The following is a 2,255-nucleotide window of genomic DNA, read 5'->3' on the forward strand; positions in this document are numbered from 1 at the left end:
GGTCTGGTCCTCCAGCCGGTCTGATCAACACACCTCAGCCTTTCAACATCAGTACGCCGTGCGGCGGGCTTCCATCTCCGGGCACGGGCGCGAGTACGGCCTGTCCGATGTCCGGTGCGGGGCGAACCTGGTGGAGCTGTCCCGCAATCTGGAGGCTGAGACCAGGCTCGAATGTCAGGCATGGCCGCGCGTGCCGATGCGGCGGGTGCCGTAACCCATGGACCGGCATGGCAGCGCAGCGCGCCCCCGTAATCTGCGCTGCCATGTCTGGCCGGGAGCCCTTCCGGGTGGGCTCCCGGCCCCCACAGCTTCCCTTGTGTCAACCCGATTGCGAGAGTGCGCAAGGTCGGGCACGGTGAGGCGGGATACCCGTATAGGTCGCACCGCCCTGGTCGTACTGGCACCGTCGCGGGTTTCCGATCCGGAAGATGGCGCGACGGGGCGACTGGATCACAAAGGAGATCACCGTGAAAAGTTTGGTCGCAATGGTATGGCGGCTCATCCGTGGGCCGATTCAGTGGCGGGTTCTATCGCCCGACGGCCGGCACGGCGCTCGTCGGAGGCGTGCCGTACCACGAGATCCGGCACCCGCTGCGGACGGTCGGCGCGCTGCTCGACGCGCGCGCGGTGCACCCGGGGCGCAGCTGCCGCGCGCATCTGCTGGCGCTGGCGCGCAGCAACGGCATCGCGGGGAGCCGGGTGGAGGAGGTCCTCGAAGTGGTCGGGCTGACGGACGCGGCGCACCGGCGCGCCGGCGTGCTGTCCCTCGGCATGAGCCAGCGGCTCGGCATCGCGGGCGCGCTGCTGGGCGACCCCGGGGTACTGATGTTCGACGAGCCGGTCAACGGGCTCGACCCCGACGGCGTGCGCTGGGTGCGCCGACTGATGCGCTCACTGGCCGGCGAGGGCCGCACGGTCTTCGTCTCCAGTCACCTGATGAGCGAGATGCAGCTGACCGCCGACCACCTGGTGGTGATCGGCCGGGGCCGCCTGATCAGGGACGCGCCGCTGGCGGAGGTCATCGCCGACAGCGCGCTGACCGCCGTGGTCGTCCGCAGCCCGCACGCGGGCGACTTCTCCGTACGGCTCGCCGCCGCCGGGATCCGGGTGGAGCGGTCGGGTGAGAACGAACTGGTCGCCACCGGCGCCGGGATCGAGCGGATCGGCGACCTGGCGTACGAGGCGGGCATCCGGCTGTACAGCCTGAGCACGCGCGGGGCCTCACTGGAGCAGGCCTACGAGGAACTGACCGCGGGCAGCGTGGAGTACGGCGCCCGGAAGGCGGAGGTGTGAACGATGGGGACCGGTGAACTGGGCCGGGCGGTCGCCGCCGAGTGGACGAAGCTGTGGTCGGTCCGGTCGACCTGGTGGTGCCTGGCGGGCACCGGCGTGCTCATGGTGCTGAGCGCCCTGACGCTGGGCGGGGCCACGGTGACGGAGATGCTCCGCGACGGCGGGACGGCGAGCCTCCCGGCGGGCGAGCCGGTGGTCTCAGCGACGATCTTCGCTCAGTTCGCTCCGGTCGCGGCGGCGATGCTGATGATCACCTCGGAGTATTCCTCGGGCGGTGTCCGCACCACCCTGCAGGCCGTCCCGGTCCGCGGCCGGATGCTCGCCGCCAAGGCGTTGGTGGCGGCGGCGGTGGCGTTCACGGCGGGAGTGGTGTCCGGCGGCGCGGCGGCGGCGGTCGTCCACGTCGTGCTGTCCGGCGAGCCGCTCGGCGGCCACGTCACCCTGGCGTCCGCGCAGACCGCCCTCGACCTGCTGGGCGTCGGCGTCTTCTTCGCGCTGGTGTCGGTGCTCACGGTCGGCGCGGGAGCCGCGATGCGCAGCGCGGCGGGCACGCTGACCGTGGTGTTCATGCTGCTGATGGGCCTGCCGCTGCTGCTGGCGGCGACCGGTGCGCCCCCGGCGCTGGAGGCGGCGCTGCGCATGCCGCTGCCGGCCGGGCTGGCGTTCATGGGCAGCACCGACAACCCGACCGGCGGCCCCATCCCCTACTCGGCGGGCGAGGGACTCGCCTGGCTGCCGCGTGGACGGCGGCGGGCCATGCCGTACTGCGCCGGCGCGACGCCTAGACTCCGCGACCATGTCGGCCGACCGGATCGCGCGCGTGCTGGCGGGGATCGTCACGGGTACGGTCCTGGGCCTGGCCGAGTTGCTCTTCGTCTGCCTGCTCCGGCCCGCGGCCGTGGACCGGGTCGCGACCCGGCTGGTGGCCCTGGAGCGGGCCCGGCTGGCGCGCGGCTCGGCCA

At 72.8% G+C, this 2,255-nt stretch carries 3 protein-coding genes; all 3 read left to right on the forward strand.

Going from position 1 to position 2,255, the window contains the following annotated elements; all coding sequences use genetic code 11:
• Nucleotides 1-214 (forward strand): hypothetical protein (locus ACWJ6R_RS34950; protein ID WP_449066306.1); only part of this gene is annotated, 214 nt, incomplete at its 5' end.
• A 290-nt stretch (nucleotides 215-504) separates the two neighbouring features.
• Nucleotides 505-1,293, forward strand: a complete 789-nt coding sequence (locus ACWJ6R_RS34955; RefSeq protein WP_449066307.1) for an ATP-binding cassette domain-containing protein — start codon at nucleotides 505-507, stop codon at nucleotides 1,291-1,293.
• A 3-nt stretch (nucleotides 1,294-1,296) separates the two neighbouring features.
• Nucleotides 1,297-2,255: hypothetical protein (locus tag ACWJ6R_RS34960; protein ID WP_449066308.1), on the forward strand; the 959-nt coding region annotated here is incomplete at its 3' end.

The organism is Planomonospora algeriensis, assembly GCF_977012225.1.